This is a genomic window from Aeromonas sp. s2 (assembly GCF_040907935.1).
GTDB lineage: Bacteria > Pseudomonadota > Gammaproteobacteria > Enterobacterales > Aeromonadaceae > Aeromonas > Aeromonas dhakensis.
On sequence record NZ_JBFOCR010000009.1, the window covers coordinates 331,717 to 345,877 of the forward strand.

The following is a 14,161-nucleotide window of genomic DNA, read 5'->3' on the forward strand; positions in this document are numbered from 1 at the left end:
CACAGTTAAATGAATGACATGAAAAGCAAATTAAAAGGAATGACCCTGCTCTCCCTGCTCAGTCTCGGCGGGTGTGTCACGATGGAAAAAGCGCCCCCGGTACCTACCCTGACGCTGGCCGAGCTTCGCAACGAGATCAATCTGAGCGAGCAGCGCCTGCAAACATCCATGGAACAGCAACAGAAGCAGTATGTGCAGCAACAGCACCTGCTGGTTCAGCTCAACACTGATGTCAACAACATGAAAGAGTCCGTGAACAAAGTCGGCAGCAAGCTGGAACACCTGCCGCCCGAGCCGCCCAAACCCATGGCGATCCCGACCGAGAAGTGCCAGGCCCCGAGCCAGGGTCACACCGTTGACGGCAAGCTGCTGGTCGGCGAGGCGGAGTGGATCTGGGTTGACGCCGCCAACGACGCCTTCCAGGCGCGGGTCGATACCGGTGCCACCACCTCCTCCATCAGCGCCCAGGACATCACCATCTTCGAGCGCAACGGCAAGAACTGGGTGCGTTTCTTCCTGAGCCATCAGGAGATGGACGACAAGATCCAGATTGAAGCGCCGCTGGTGCGCCACGTGCGGGTGCGTCAGGCCTCCGCCGACGATCTCGACCGCCGCCCTGTGGTACGCCTCGCCGTACGTATCGGCGACATGACCGAGAAGGCCGAATTTACCCTGAAAGATCGCAGCGACATGGCCTTCCCCGTGCTGCTGGGTCGTGAATTCCTGAAAGACATCGCCGTGGTTGATGTGGCCCGCGAATATATCCAACCAAAACCCAAGCTCAAGGATGTGAAATAATCCATGGTTTCCCGTAAGCCGTTCTATTTGCTGGTTGCCCTGCTGTACATTGTCGGCCTGGGGATGACGTTCTATCACCACATCGCGCTGGACGTACCGCTCACGCCGGGTGAAAAACGCCAGATCTGGTCCATCGAAGCCAAGCTGGAGTTCGAGGCCACCGGCGAGCCGGTGATCGCCTCCCTGGCCATTCCGGGCACCCAGCCCGGTTTCACCCTGATGAACGAGAACGCCGCGAGCCCGGGTTACGGCCTCTCCTTCGTCGAGAAGGATGGCGATGCCCGCGCCGAGTGGTCGATCCGCACCGCCTCCGGCCGCCAGGAGCTCTACTACCGCGTCGACATGATGGCCGATGCCCACGCCAAGCCGGCTGCCAATCCGCAGCCGCCGGCCATCGAGAAGCAGATCGAGAGCGAGCCCTACGCCACCGCCATGCAGCAGATCCTGGAGCGTGCCCAGGAGCGTTCCGCCGATGGCTACACCCTGACGCGCGAGATCATCAAGGAGATCGAGAAGCAGGAGCAGAACGCCGAGCTGCTGAAGAAGCACAAGAGCCGCGCCAACCTGATCGCCGAGCTGCTCAACAACGCCGACGTACCGGCCCGGGTCGTCCATGCCCTGAGCCTGGAAGACGGTCGCCGTCGTCAGGAGCTGGTGGATTACCTGCAGGTGTTCAACAGCCCGACCGACTACAAGCTGTTCAACCCGCAAACCGGTGAACAGGGCCGCCCGGCCAACCTGCTGCTGTGGGAGTACAACTCCGGTGCCCTGCTGGACGTGACCGGTGGCCACAACTCCAAGGTGAGCTTCTCGATGATCGCGCAGGAGCAGCCGGTGAGCGTGGCGCTGGCCCAGAAGTTTGAAAAATCGGAGATGATGAACTTCTCCATCCACAGCCTGCCGCTGGAAGAGCAGACCCTGTTCAAGGGCCTGCTGCTGATCCCCATCGGCGTGCTGATGGTGGTGTTCCTGCGGGTCATCGTCGGCATCAAGACCTCGGGTACCTTCATGCCGGTGCTGATCGCGGTCGCCTTCATCCAGACCCAGCTGATCACAGGTCTGGTGGGCTTCCTGCTCATCGTCGGCACGGGTCTGGTGATCCGCTCCTACCTGTCGCGGCTCAACCTGCTGCTGGTGGCGCGGATATCGGCCATCATCATCATGGTGATCTCGATGATCGGCATCTTCTCGGCGTTCGCCTTCAAGCTGGGGCTGACCGACGGCATGAAGATCACCTTCTTCCCGATGATCATCCTCTCCTGGACCATCGAGCGGATGTCCATCCTGTGGGAAGAAGAGGGTCCGAAAGAGGTGTTCCGCCAGGGCGGCGGCTCCCTGCTGGTGGCCATCATCGCCTACCTGGCCATGGACAACGAACTGATCCGCCACCTCACCTTCAACTTCCTCGGTCTGCAGCTGGTGCTGATGGCGACCGTGCTGTTGATGGGTAACTACACCGGCTACAAGCTGAGCGAACTCAAGCGCTTCAAGCCGCTGGTGGACGAGATGCGCTCCGGTGCCACCCCGGGTAAGGACAAGTAACAGATGTGGTTCTGGGAAAAGTACACCACCCCGTGGAGCCTGTCTCAGTCAGGCATCCTCGGCATGAACAAGCGCAACCACTCCTACATCAGCCGCTACAATCCGCGCAGCCTCTATCCGCTGGTGGATGACAAGCTGCAGACCAAGCGCATCGCGCTGGATGCGGGGGTGACGGTGCCGGAACTGATCGGCACCATCCGTGCCCAGCACGACGTGAGCCGCATCACCGAGCTGGTGAAGGATTGGCCGGGCTTCTGCATCAAGCCGGCGCGCGGCTCCGGCGGCAAGGGGATCCTGGTGATCCTGCGCCAGGAGGACGGCCTCTTCTACAAGCCGAACGGCAGTGCCAGCAACGGCCAGGATCTGGAGCGTCATGTCTCCAACATCCTGGCGGGGCTCTACTCATTGGGTGGCAAGCCTGACGTGGCGCTGGTGGAAGGGCTCATCAACTTCGATGACGTGTTCGACGGCTACTCGTTTGAAGGGGTCCCCGATGCCCGGGTGATCATCTTCAAGGGCTTCCCGGTGATGGCCATGATGCGCCTCTCCACCGCCGCCTCCGACGGCAAGGCGAACCTGCACCAGGGCGCCGTGGGGGTGGGTCTGTGCCTGCGCACCGGCCGCGCCCTGCGGGCAGTGCAGTTTGGCAATCCGCTGCGTCACCATCCGGATACCGGCCTCGATCTGTACGATCTCAAGGTGCCCCACTGGGACACCCTGCTGACCCTGGCGGCCTCCTGCTACGAGATGTCGGGCCTCGGCTACATCGGGACCGACATGGTGCTGGACAAGTTCCGCGGCCCCATGCTGCTGGAGCTCAACGCCCGTCCTGGCCTCGCCATCCAGATCGCCAACGGCCGCGGCCTGGTGCCCAACCTCAAGACCATCGAGAAGCTGGGCCAGGTGAAGATGAACGTGGAGCAGCGGGTCAACTTCGCCAAGGATCACTTCGGTATCTTTGACGAGTAGTCCGGAGCTGGATGACAAAAGCGCGCCAAAGGGCGCGCTTTTTTATGCCTGCCGTTTATCGGCACGTAGCCGGCAACGGCAATCCTGCTGAGCAAGCGTTGCTGGACAAGGGTTGCTGGACAAGGGTTGCTGGCCAACATTGTGAAACGAGAGTGCCGAATTACGGCCATAAAAAAACCGATGCCTGGGCATCGGTTTTTCATTATCCGGTGTACCGACCCGATTACAGGGAAGCGGCATTCTCGGACAGGTACTTGGCAACGCCGTCCGGAGAGGCGGTCATGCCCTTTTTGCCTTTTTCCCACTGAGCCGGGCACACTTCGCCGTGCTCTTCGTGGAACTGCAGGGCATCGACCATGCGCAGCATCTCGTCGATGTTGCGGCCCAGCGGCAGATCGTTGACAACCTGGTGACGAACGACACCGTTCTTGTCGATCAGGAAGGAGCCACGGAATGCCACACCGGCTTCCGGATGTTCAACGTCATAGGCTTTGCAGATCTCGTGCTTGATGTCGGCAACCAGCGGGTACTTGACCGGGCCGATGCCGCCGTCTTCGATCTTGGTGTTACGCCAGGCGTTGTGGGAGAACTCGGAATCGATGGAAACACCGATCACTTCCACGCCACGCTTGTTGAACTCTTCCAGACGGTGATCGAAGGCAATCAGCTCGGACGGGCAGACGAAGGTGAAATCGAGCGGATAGAAGAACAGGACGGCTGCCTTGCCCTTGATGTGGGATGCCAGGTTGAAGGAGTCAACGATCTGGCCATTGCCCAGAACGGCAGCAGCGGTGAAATCGGGTGCGGGACGGCCTACCAATACCATATTCAATTCCTCTTTATGTGAAGTGAACAATCCTGTCAGGATTGGGCTACCTAGAGCCAAGTCCGTCTAATTAAAGCGACAAACTATAACCCCGATGGTAGATTAGTTAAATCAAATTAAATAGATAGCATTAATCGGGTTTTCCTATGCAACGTTGGCCCAGCCTGAAACAGCTGCAATATCTGGTCGCTCTCGACGAGCACAAGAACTTCAACCGCGCCGCCAAGGCCTGTCATGTCAGCCAGTCGACCCTGAGTACCGGGATCCAGACCCTGGAGGACATGATGAACCTGCAACTGGTGGAGCGGGACCACAAGAGCTTCATTATGACCCCGGTCGGCATGGAAATCGTCGAGCGGGCTCGCAATTTGCTCTCCGATGCGCGGGATCTGATGGAACTCGGCCAGCATCAGGGGGGCGTCATGCACGGCACGGTGCGCCTCGGCTGCATTCCCACCATAGCCCCCTTCCTGCTCAGCAAGCTGCTGCAAGAGTGCGGCAAAACCTATCCTGAGCTGGAATTGTTGCTGCGTGAAGACACCACCACCAACCTGCTCAAGCAGCTGGAGCAGGGCCAGCTCGACCTGCTGATCCTGGCGCTGCCGGTGGAGATCGGCGGTTTTCACTGCAAGACGGTCGGCCAGGACCCCTTCCACATGGTGATGCCCGCCAGCATGGCGGCCAGCCTGCACACCCCGTTCGACTACAAGGAGCTGCCCAACCAGAGCATCTTCCTGCTGGAGCGGGAACACTGCCTCACCGAACACGCGGTGAGCGCCTGCCGGCTGCGGGACAAGAGCAAGATCAACCCGTTTGCCGCCACCAGCCTGCACACCCTGGTGCAGATGGTCGGCGCCGGGCTCGGCACCACCTTCCTGCCGCAGATGGCCATCGATGCGGGCATCCTCGACAACACGGATCTGGTGGCCATTCCGCTGCCGGGAGAACATCCCTATCGCGAGATCGGGCTGGTGTGGCGCCCCAGCACCACCCGGGTGCAGACCTTCTACAAGCTGGCGGAGCTGCTCGCCCCGCTCATCGACAACAAGGGCTGAAGCTCACTCCCATAAAAAACGCCGGCACATGCCGGCGTTGTTGTCATGGGCGCAAGGCCCTGCTCTGTCAGTGGCTGGCCGGTGGCCCGAAGATGCGGGTGTAGGAGGTCAGGGTCCGTACGCTCACATTCTGCGGATTGCCGTTCTCGTCGTAGAGCCCCAGCACCCCGCTCTGCTTGTCGTGACCCAGCAACTGATGGGCACTCAGGTTGCTGAGCGCATCGCTGTCCGCTTTCCACTCCCAGCGCTGGCCCAGGCTGAGGCTGCAGCTCTGCAGCTGGCCGAGGTTGTTGCCGTCCAGGCAGCGGCGGGTATCCTGCGCGCTGACATAGCGGCCGTACTGGTCATAGATGAAGGACTGGGCGGCGGAGGTCTCGTCACAGGTCACCGCGCTCAGACCGTGGTTGGCATCCTCGCTCAGGCAGCGGTTGTCAAAGCCCCCCAGCTGCAGGTTGACCGGGCGACCGCCGGTAAACACCGGGTGGTTCCAGTCCACCTTGAAGCTGGTGGAGGCCGTCACCCGTCTGCGCTTGTCGGTATCCTCGAAGCCCTGGAAGGAGACATGGGCCCCCACCACGTAGTAGTGCTTGTAGATGCCGGTGTAGATGGGGCGGATGTTGACCGAGGAGTCGATCTTGAACTCGGTGCTCCCCGTCTCGTCCGGCGCTGCCTTGTAGATGACGTCCAGATTCGGCACGAACCCCTTGTAGCTGAGCGGCTGGATGCGGTTGTGGTCCACGTCGTAGCCCATGCCCCAGACGGTGGCCGTCTTGGAGGAGAGCAGGGACTCCGCGGTCGCGTATTGATCGCGCACCCAGCTGAAACTCACCTTCTGGGCGCTCGGCGCCGAGCGTTCGACCCGGTAATCCTGGGTGTTGTAGGCGAGCTGGCGCTGCTGGCTGAACTTGGCCGAGGCCTCCAGCTTGGCCTTGGGCCCATCCTTGTTCACCTCGACCCCGCCGGTGACCCCCACCTCGAAGCCCGAGATCTCGCGATGCTCATACTTGCTGTTGAGGTTGGTCGGCAGGCTCTTGAGCACCGCCGCCTTGGTGTTGGACGCCTCGATGCTGAAGCGATAATCCTGAGCGATGGCATCGGTGGCATAGTCGCGGGCCCAGCCGTCCAGCAGCAGGTAGTCCGCGATGTTCTCGCTCCAGCTGAGATCCTCGTTGAGCTGGATGCCGGCACCGGCCGACTCTTCGTCCAGCGAGATCCGCACTATCTTGGCATCCGGCGTGGCGGAACCGGTGTTGCCAAATTGCAGGGAGCGCTCCAGGTTGACCCGGTAGACCAGCGAGATGTTCGGCGAATCGCAGAACAACCGATCACCCCGATTCCAGGTGCGCGAGCGCGGGAAGGTGCACTCGGCATCGCTGATCTTGCGGTTGACGTTGAGGTAGAAGGCCACGTGGGGCAGACCGGCCTCGGCGGCAGGCGGCTGGGTCAGCGAGCGCTTGTGGCGTTTGCCCTGCCCTTCCAGGCTGTCGACCCGCTCCATCACCTGATAGAAGGCCGGGTCATCGACGCCCCCCAGCGGGGTGAACAGCAACTCCCCCTTGTAGCCGGACACCAATACCCAGTCAGCATCAAAAGAGATGCCGGCCAGCTGCTCCATGGCCTTTCTGGCCTGCTGCCGCTCAGCCTTGTCGGTGACGGCGCTGAAATCGATGAACAGGCGCTCGCCCCGTTCCAGTACCCGCTCGCGCAGCTGATCCCGGGTCATCAGCGACGTCGCCCCCTGCCCCTTCAGCCAGACGTCGGCATTGAGGTAAATCAGTCCCTGTTCGGATTGCAGGCTGGCCAGCATGGCGGTGCCCTGGTCGGTACGCTCGCCAATATCTTCGGCCTGCACGCTGCCAGCCAACAAGGCCAGCGCGAGCAGACTGAGAGCGGGAGCTTGCGTGATGAATTTGCGTGGTTTTTTGTTTTTCATTGTTATCTCCTTGTCGAATCACGCCAAGCTATTTAAACAGCGAACAAATATGGCATAAGCATATTATTCACGGTTATATTTCGGGGCGTTATTCTGCTTGTCTGTCATGACATTCATTATTTTCGCCGTGAATTAACAGCGGATTGGCGAAGGTATTTATGGTTGACAGAACAAGGATCGCGAAGCGATCTAAGGTGGACGATTCGGCATGCGCCGATGCTATTACACGGGAGTCGCGATCTGATGGCGATCTTCCCTCAAGGCCGCCTGACTGCGCCTTGAACCTCGCATGGTACCCATTGGCTTTAACGTAGCGCTCATCGGCCTGAACGATGGCACAACAGCCAGATGCCGCAGGCATCCTGGTGCGAGGGAACACTCACTGCTACGGACCGGATATCATGGGGCGGCCCTCCTCTGTCTGGTGATATTGCCAGCCAACGCCAGTCATTGACTGAATATTATTATGTGAACCAGTTGCGGGAATATACCCAGAAATATCTTGTTTTTTGCCGTCATATTGGCGGTGAAAATGGCGGGGTCCCTTGCCATTTATTTCATGGCGTCATCATAACGAATTAGCCCTGAGACAGAACGTGACACAGATCACGGGGTGACGTCAACAAGGTTAATTATCATTTCATTGTCAGGCTGATTGGAATAACTACTTTAATATTGAAATACTCATTCAAGATAATCAGAAAATATTATTCAAATGAATACAAACAATATTATAAGCCTCTCCATTTGCGCCTCTTTTGAGGTAGCAACAGGTGGTTTCTTGCAAGCAAGGCTATGTTCGAGCCCCAAACCCCGTTTATGATGGAGAGGTTGTCGTCTCGAAGGAGCCCCCATGGATTGCAAGTTGCTGCTGCCCCTGCTGGCCCTGTTGCTGGCTGCCTGTTCCAGCACGCCCGAGCCTGCCCCACCGCGCCAGCAGAGCAGCGCCTTTGAAGGCTTTTATCAGCAGTGGCGCGGCGTCCCTTATCGCATGGGCGGTTCGGATCGGGCCGGCCTCGACTGCTCCGCCTTCACCCAGCTCGCCTATCAGCAGGTGATGGGTTTCAACCTGCCCAGAACCACCGAATCCCAGGCCAACCTGGGCCGGCCGGTCGATCGCTACCGGCTGCAGCACGGCGATCTGGTCTTCTTCAAGACCGGCTGGCAGCAATACCACGTCGGCGTCTACACCGGCGGCGGGGAGTTCATCCACGCCTCCACCAGCAAGGGGGTGATCCGCTCGCGCCTCGACAACGTCTACTGGAACAGCCGCTACTGGCAGGCGCGCCGCCTGACCCAGTGACAGCAACAACAGAACAGGGCCCACGACGGGCCCTGTTCTGTTGTTGATTCAACGGATGGTTCAGTGCTTGCGATGCCAGCGCGGCGAGGTGGCCCTCTCCCCCCAGGGGGTGACACAAGGCAGCAGCGCCCCTTCTATCACCTTGTCGCTGCCGGCCAGGGCTTCCGCAATCTTCTCGTGCAGCACCCGCAGCAGGCGCCCCTCCTGTTCGGCCAGGGAGTAACCCGCGGCAAAAAATTCGCGCTGATGCTGCAGCGCCAGCTTCTGGGCAAACTCATAGGTGTTGAAACAATCCGGCATCCGCTCGACCACATCCTCGAGGCGGGCCAACAAGCTGTTCAGTTCCCTGGTCATCGTGCTCTCTCCTTGTCGATTGATAGCCAAAACTACCCCTTATTGGATAATTCACCAACCCTGGATCCACGAAAATGTGGTAGCCAGCACAGTCGCCGGGTGAATCACCCGCGCACCATACCAAACCAGCGCACCGAACTTTACATTTGATTAACACACAGCTAGATTTAGACCGACCAATCAGTCGGTCCATTTATCAGCGGGGTATGCCATGGAAGCGATGCTGTTGCAGGAGGCCGCCGACAAGTTGTCGCTCCCGGCCAGACTGGCCAAACTCAGAGAGGCCTGTCAGCAAAATCCCATGCCGAGCCTGAGCGAGCGCAGAGCCCATCTCAGCCAGCTCAAGCGCGCCCTGCTCGCCCACAAGCAACCGCTGTGCGACGCCCTGGCCAAAGACTATGGCCAGCGCAGTGACTACGACAGCATGATTGCCGACATCCTCCCCTGCGTCATGCAGATCAACTACACCCAGAAACGGATCAAGCGCTGGATGCGCCCGCACCGCCGCCACACCGGCCTGCTGCTGGCGCCGGCCCGGGTGGAGGTGTTCTATCAGCCGCTCGGAGTGGTCGGCATCATAGTGCCCTGGAACTTTCCGGTGATGCTGAGCCTCGGCCCCCTCATCAGCGCCATCGCCGCCGGCAACCGCGCCATGCTGAAGCTCTCCGAGTTCACCCCCCACACCAACCGGGTGCTGCGCGAGCTGTTGGATGGCGTCTTCGACGAGCGCGAGGTAATGGTGATTGAAGGCGACGCCCAGGTCGCAGCCGCCTTCAGCGCCCTGCCCTTCGATCACCTGCTGTTTACCGGCTCCACCGCGGTGGGCCGGCTGGTGATGGCCGCGGCGGCCCCCCAGCTCACCCCCCTCACTTTGGAGCTCGGCGGCAAGAGCCCCTGCCTCATCGCCCCCGACATGCCGCTGGCGCTGGCGGTGGAGCGGATGATCTTCGGCAAGAGCCTCAACGCCGGCCAGATCTGCGTCGCCCCCGACTATGTGCTGCTGCCGCGCGGCCAGGAGCAGGCCTTTGTCGAAGCCTATCGCGATCACTTCGCCCGTCTCTATCCCCAGGGGCTGGCAAGCGCGGATTACGGCTCCATCATCAATGGCCGCCAATACGAGCGGCTCACCGGCTGGCTGGCCGAAGCGGAGCGAGCTGGCGCCCAGATCCACCCCTGTGGCAGCCCGGCCCGCGACGATGGCGCCCATCGCCTGCTGCCCCATCTGCTGACCGAGGTGCCGAACCACTGCCAGCTGATGCAGCAGGAGATCTTCGGCCCGCTGCTGCCGATCGTGCCCTATGACTCGCTGGACGAGGCGCTCGCCTACATAGCCGCGCGGCCGCGCCCGCTCGCCTTCTACCTGATGAGCCTGGATCCCGCTCTGCAGCAAAAGGTGATCCAGGAGACCCACTCCGGCGGCATGGCCATCAACGACAGCCTGTTCCAGGTGGCGGCCGATGACGTGCCCTTCGGCGGCATCGGCGCCTCCGGCATGGGCCACTACCACGGTCACGAGGGGTTTCTCACCTTCTCCAAGGCCAAGACCGTGCTGAGCCGGGGACGCTTCAGCACCGGCACCATGGTGCACCCTCCCTATCGGCGCTGGCACCAGCGACTGATGATGGCCCTGTTCTTACGTTGACGAGATGAATATGAATACGCCCGTGACCGACAAGCGTCGCCAGATCCTGGATGCCGCCCTTGCCCTCTGTGCCGAAGATGGTTTGCAGGGGGCCGCCACCGCCCGCATCGCCAAGGCGGCGGGGGTGGCCAATGGCACCCTGTTTCACCACTTTCCCAGCAAGGAGGTGCTGATCCAGAGCCTCTATCAGGACATCAAGCTGCGCCTCGGCGCCGCCATCACAGAGGCAGACGCCACCCTGCCCCTCAAGGCGCAGGCGCACCACTACTGGAGCCAAGCGATGGCCTGGATGCAGGCCCACCCCCACGAGCTCAAGTTCGTGCTGGGTTTCTTTCACTCCCCCCTGCTGGCTCGCCCGCTGCGCAGCCAGATCTTGAGCGACACCCTGCGCTTTTTACCTCGCCTGCTGGCCCAGGGCCAGGCCAGCGGTGACTTGATGCAAGCCCCACCGGCCCTGATGCTGGAGGTGTGCCAAGGCCAGTTTCTGGCCTGCGCCTCCCTGTTTGTCGACCAACCTGAACTGGGACGGGACGCTCACTGGCAAGCCAGTGCCTTCGCCCTGTTCTGGTCCGCCATCTCGGGAGCTCATGCGTATGCACAACCGACACCTTGATACCCTGGCGGCGCTGGGCCGCCGTCTCTGGATAACCAGCCTGCTCTGGATCATCGGCCGCACCCTGTGCCGCGCCGCCCGGGTCGACGAGGCGGTGCGCCGGGAGCTGGCCCCCTTGCCGGACGGGCTCACCATCCGGCTGGAGGTGGGCGGCATGGCCCAGGGGCTTACCATCCACAAGGCTGACGGCCGCTGGCAGAGCGGTCCTGCACCCGATGCCGGCGCTCTGCACCCGCTGCGGGTACGTTTCAAGCATCCCGCCATCGCCTTTCGCGCCCTCAGCTTTCGGCTCGGGGTCAATCAGGCGTTCAGCGAGAACCGCCTGCTGGTGGAGGGAGATCTCACCGTCGCCATGCACCTGGTGCGCGCGCTGGAGCAGCTGCAGGCGCTGATCCTGCCGGCCTTCATCGCCCGCCCCTTGCTGCGCCACTATCCGGACCCGAGCCACAAGCTGAGCCGGGCCTGCCATATCTACCTGGGTCTGTTGACCGGCTGAACGAGAGGATGAGCCTATGAGTCGCTATTACGATTTTTTCTGTCCGGTCAAACTGATCGCAGGGGAGCAGGCGCTGGAGCAACTGGCTGGCGAGCTGGCGGGATTGGGGGCGCACCGGCCGCTGCTGCTCACCGACAAAGGGGTCAGCGGCACCGGGCTGGCTACCTTGCTGGCCGGGGTGCTGGCCGAGGGAGAGCTGCCGGTGGCCGCCATCTGGGACGAGATCCCGGCCGACTCCTCCACCGCCGTGGTGAAGCGGATCGCGGCCCGTCACCGGGAGCTTGGCTGTGACAGCCTGGTGGCACTGGGGGGCGGCTCCGTCATCGACACCGCCAAGGCGGTCAACATCCTCGCCTCCATGGGGGGGGATCGGCTGCTCGATTACGCCGGCGCCGGCTGCCTGACCCGGCCACTGCAGCCGCTGGCGGTGGTGCCCACCACGGCGGGCACCGGCTCGGAGGTGACCCTGGTGGCGGTGATCAAGGACGAGGCAAGCGGGCGCAAGGTGCCCTTTACCTCCCCCTTCCTGCTGCCCCAGCTGGCGGTGCTGGATCCGCGCCTCACCCAGGGGCTGCCGCTCAACATCACCGCCGCCACCGCCATGGATGCCATGACCCACGCCATCGAGGCCTTCATCGGCACGGCCAAGAACCCGGTCAGCGACGCCCTGGCCCTGATGGCGGTGGAGAAGATCGCCAACGCCCTGCCCCAGGTGCTGAGCAACCCGCAGGACAAGCAGCTGCGGCTGCAGCTAGCAGAGGGATCCACCCTGGCGGGCATGGCCTTCTCCAACTCCATGGTGGGACTGGTGCACGCCCTCGGTCACAGCCTGGGAGCCCGCTGCCACCTACCCCACGGCCTGTGCATGAACCTCTTCCTGCCCACCGTGCTCGACTACAACCGGCCGGGCATAGACCCCGAGCTGGCCCGCCTGCTGCTGCCGCTGGTAGGGGCCGAACGCTTTGCCGCGACCCCGGCCGCCGTGCGGCCCCAGGCCGCCATCGAGGCGTTGCAGGCGCTGCGCAATACCTTGTGGGAGACGGTGAAGCTGCCGCGCACCCTGCGGGAGGCGGGTCTCACCGACAAGGGCCTGCTGCCCGAGATCCGCGATCTCGCCATCAACGACGGCGCCCTGCTCTACAACCGCAAGGATGCCGACCGGGCTCAGCTGCTGGCCCTGCTGGAGCAGGCCTGGGAGTGATCAGGCAGGCGGCCCCGTCTCGCGGGGCCGCCTGTTACCAGCGGATGGTGGCGCCGGCGCCGTAGTTGCCGCTATCTTCGGGCGCCTTCTCGCGCCAGATGGACTCCTTGTTGCGGCGCACTGCCTCTTCCCGCTCCTGCTTGCGCTCCCAGACGGGTTTCACCTCGTCCAGCGGCCGATCCTGTTTCTGCCCCTTGTGATCGGTCACCGAGCACTGCTTGTCGCCACACTGATAGGCATAGGGTTCGACGGTGCAGCCTGCCGTGGCCAGACAGAGGCCAAGCAGAGAAACACGAAGAGAGGAAGACAAGATCATGGGACGCTCCTGTTTGCAGCGGTCAACAAAAGAGGCCGAGTGTCAAACAGGAGGCAAATGGAATCAAGCCTGCCGGCAGGCTTGATTGTTACAAGCGGTACACAGTGCAATGTATCAGCAAGCTGTTGATACATATCATGTTAATCAGCACGCCGACCTAGGCTCTCACCCCTGATCGTCGCTGAACACCCCGGTGGAGAGGTAGCGATCCCCCCGATCGCAGATGATGGCCACCACCACCCCCTGTCTGATCTCTGCCGCCACCCGCAGGGCGCCAGCCACGGCGCCGCCCGAGCTGACTCCACAGCAGATCCCCTCCTCCCGCGCCAGCCGGCGCATCATGGCGAGGGACTCGTCGAGCGTGACGTCCAGCACCCGGTCGACCCGGGCGGGCTCGAAAATGGCGGGCAGGTAGGCCGCCGGCCAGCGCCGGATGCCGGGGATCTGGCTCCCCTCGGCCGGTTGCAGGCCGATCACCTGCACCGCCGGGTTCTGCTCCTTGAGGTAGCGGGAGACCCCCATGATGGTACCCGTGGTGCCCATGGCCGAGACGAAGTGAGTGACCGCCCCCTCGCTCTGGCGCCAGATCTCGGGGCCGGTGGAGAGGTAATGGGCATCCGGGTTGGCCGGGTTGTTGAACTGATCGAGCACCAGCCCCTCGCCCCGCGCCTGCATGGCCAGGGCGAGGTCGCGCGCGGCCTCCATGCCCCCCTCCACCAGCACCAGCTCGGCGCCGTAGGCCTGCATGGCATCGCGCCGTTCCTGGCTCATGGTATTTGGCATGATGAGCCGCATCCGGTAGCCCCGCGCCGCCGCCACCATGGCCAGCGCGATGCCGGTGTTGCCGGAGGTGGCCTCGATCAGGCGGGCCCCAGGCGCTAAGTGACCGCTCGCCTCCGCACACTTGATGAGGTTCAGCGCCGGCCTGTCCTTGACCGAGCCGGCCGGGTTGTTGCCCTCCAGCTTGACCAGCAGGGTGACACCGGGGTAGGGATTGATGCGACGCAGCGTCAGCAGGGGGGTATTGCCGATCAACTCTTCCAGCGTGGCAAAAGCCATAATGGGATCCATCCTTCGTGAACTGTTCTATACCTTGGCTAGCGGGTATGTACC

14 protein-coding genes are annotated in these 14,161 nt (G+C 62.3%); 9 read left to right on the forward strand and 5 right to left on the reverse strand.

All coding sequences use genetic code 11. The features are described 5' to 3' along the window. Positions 1-39: 39 nt before the first annotated feature. The 3 genes from AB5Y81_RS06465 to AB5Y81_RS06475 are packed head-to-tail and all read left to right on the forward strand — an operon-like array spanning position 40 to position 3,309. Positions 40-798, forward strand: a complete 759-nt coding sequence (locus AB5Y81_RS06465; protein ID WP_010634492.1) for an ATP-dependent zinc protease — start codon at positions 40-42, stop codon at positions 796-798. Between the two features lie 3 nt (positions 799-801). After that, positions 802-2,340, forward strand: a complete 1,539-nt coding sequence (locus AB5Y81_RS06470; protein WP_005299120.1) for an inactive transglutaminase family protein — start codon at positions 802-804, stop codon at positions 2,338-2,340. 3 nt (positions 2,341-2,343) lie between these two features. Then, on the forward strand, positions 2,344-3,309 hold the full coding sequence (locus AB5Y81_RS06475) for an alpha-L-glutamate ligase-like protein (protein WP_005299117.1): 966 nt from the start codon (positions 2,344-2,346) through the stop codon (positions 3,307-3,309). Positions 3,310-3,532: 223 nt separating this feature from the next. On the opposite strand, the gene AB5Y81_RS06480 is transcribed toward AB5Y81_RS06475, so the two are convergent. Further along, entirely contained in the window at positions 3,533-4,135 is a 603-nt protein-coding gene (locus AB5Y81_RS06480; RefSeq protein ID WP_005299113.1) for a peroxiredoxin C, read from the reverse strand. A 146-nt stretch (positions 4,136-4,281) separates the two neighbouring features. On the opposite strand from AB5Y81_RS06480, the gene AB5Y81_RS06485 reads away from it, so the two are divergent. Continuing rightward, a complete protein-coding gene (locus AB5Y81_RS06485) occupies positions 4,282-5,190 on the forward strand; it encodes a hydrogen peroxide-inducible genes activator (RefSeq protein WP_005299110.1) in 909 nt (302 codons plus the stop codon). 67 nt (positions 5,191-5,257) lie between these two features. Here the strand turns inward: AB5Y81_RS06485 and ahh1 are convergent, their stop codons facing one another. Beyond that, the gene (ahh1, locus tag AB5Y81_RS06490) at positions 5,258-7,123 is read right to left on the reverse strand and encodes a hemolysin Ahh1 (RefSeq protein ID WP_279484594.1); all 1,866 of its coding nucleotides are present in this window, start codon (positions 7,121-7,123) and stop codon (positions 5,258-5,260) included. 853 nt (positions 7,124-7,976) lie between these two features. On the opposite strand from ahh1, the gene AB5Y81_RS06495 reads away from it, so the two are divergent. Beyond that, positions 7,977-8,426: a C40 family peptidase gene (locus AB5Y81_RS06495; RefSeq protein ID WP_005299102.1), complete on the forward strand. Its 450-nt coding sequence runs from the start codon at positions 7,977-7,979 to the stop codon at positions 8,424-8,426. A 60-nt stretch (positions 8,427-8,486) separates the two neighbouring features. Here AB5Y81_RS06495 and AB5Y81_RS06500 read toward each other — a convergent pair whose 3' ends face one another. After that, the gene (locus AB5Y81_RS06500) at positions 8,487-8,780 is read right to left on the reverse strand and encodes a hypothetical protein (RefSeq protein ID WP_044799645.1); all 294 of its coding nucleotides are present in this window, start codon (positions 8,778-8,780) and stop codon (positions 8,487-8,489) included. Positions 8,781-8,991: 211 nt separating this feature from the next. Here AB5Y81_RS06500 and AB5Y81_RS06505 point away from each other — a divergent pair, with 211 nt between their 5' ends. From AB5Y81_RS06505 to AB5Y81_RS06520, 4 genes are read left to right on the forward strand one after another with little or no spacing between them, the layout of a single operon-like run. Next, complete coding sequence (locus AB5Y81_RS06505; protein WP_279484595.1) at positions 8,992-10,422, forward strand: coniferyl aldehyde dehydrogenase; 1,431 nt, start codon at positions 8,992-8,994, stop codon at positions 10,420-10,422. Positions 10,423-10,432: 10 nt separating this feature from the next. Then, entirely contained in the window at positions 10,433-11,035 is a 603-nt protein-coding gene (locus AB5Y81_RS06510) for a TetR/AcrR family transcriptional regulator (RefSeq protein ID WP_117403864.1), read from the forward strand. Next, positions 11,016-11,531 carry an SCP2 sterol-binding domain-containing protein gene (locus tag AB5Y81_RS06515; RefSeq protein ID WP_017766102.1) on the forward strand — a complete coding sequence of 172 codons (516 nt, stop codon included), beginning with the start codon at positions 11,016-11,018 and terminating at the stop codon, positions 11,529-11,531. Before AB5Y81_RS06510 ends, AB5Y81_RS06515 begins: the two co-directional genes overlap by 20 nt. Before the next feature lie 16 nt (positions 11,532-11,547). Further along, entirely contained in the window at positions 11,548-12,732 is a 1,185-nt protein-coding gene (locus tag AB5Y81_RS06520; RefSeq protein ID WP_279484596.1) for an iron-containing alcohol dehydrogenase, read from the forward strand. A 34-nt stretch (positions 12,733-12,766) separates the two neighbouring features. On the opposite strand, the gene AB5Y81_RS06525 is transcribed toward AB5Y81_RS06520, so the two are convergent. Next, complete coding sequence (locus tag AB5Y81_RS06525) at positions 12,767-13,048, reverse strand: hypothetical protein (protein ID WP_017779562.1); 282 nt, start codon at positions 13,046-13,048, stop codon at positions 12,767-12,769. 165 nt (positions 13,049-13,213) lie between these two features. Further along, positions 13,214-14,119, reverse strand: a complete 906-nt coding sequence (gene cysM, locus AB5Y81_RS06530) for a cysteine synthase CysM (protein WP_252604292.1) — start codon at positions 14,117-14,119, stop codon at positions 13,214-13,216. Between the last annotated feature and the right edge of the window lie 42 nt (positions 14,120-14,161).